This is a genomic window from Streptomyces sp. BE303, assembly GCF_036290945.1.
In the GTDB taxonomy this organism is placed as follows: domain Bacteria; phylum Actinomycetota; class Actinomycetes; order Streptomycetales; family Streptomycetaceae; genus Kitasatospora.
In genome coordinates this window covers 1-425 of sequence record NZ_JAQYWZ010000646.1, presented here as the reverse complement: position 1 = coordinate 425, position 425 = coordinate 1, and the positions used below count along the sequence as shown (strand labels likewise).

Here is a 425-nt window from a genome sequence, read left to right as displayed (position 1 = left end):
TTGGGGGGGGGGGGGGTGCCGCGGGGGGGGGGTGGGGGGCGGGGGGTGGGGGGGGTGTGTGTCCTGTGGGGGGGGCGGGGGGCGCCGCCCCGCCCGCGGGGGGGGGGGCGGCCCCGCTACGGGGACCGCGAGGTGCTGGCGGAGATCGTGTTCGTCGCGACGTCGGGGTGCACGTGGGCCCAGCTGCCGCCCTGTTTCGGTCCGTCAGGGCCCACCGCGCACCGGCGCTTCACCGAGTGGAGCAGGGCCCGGGTGTGGGCCAAGCTCCACCGGGTGGTCCTGGAGGAGCTCGGCGCACGGGGCGAGCTGGACTGGTCGAGGTGCGCGGTCGACTCGGTGAACATGAGGGCGCTGAAAAAGGGGAGTTGACGGGTCCGAATCCTGTCGATCGGGGCAAATACGGGTCGAAGATCCACCTGCTCACC

General features: G+C 74.6%; 1 pseudogene. It reads left to right on the top strand.

Features of this window, described 5'->3' with window-relative positions:
* Positions 1 to 81: 81 nt before the first annotated feature.
* Positions 82 to 425 (top strand): annotated as a pseudogene (locus PUR56_RS15275) (transposase); the annotation flags it as partial.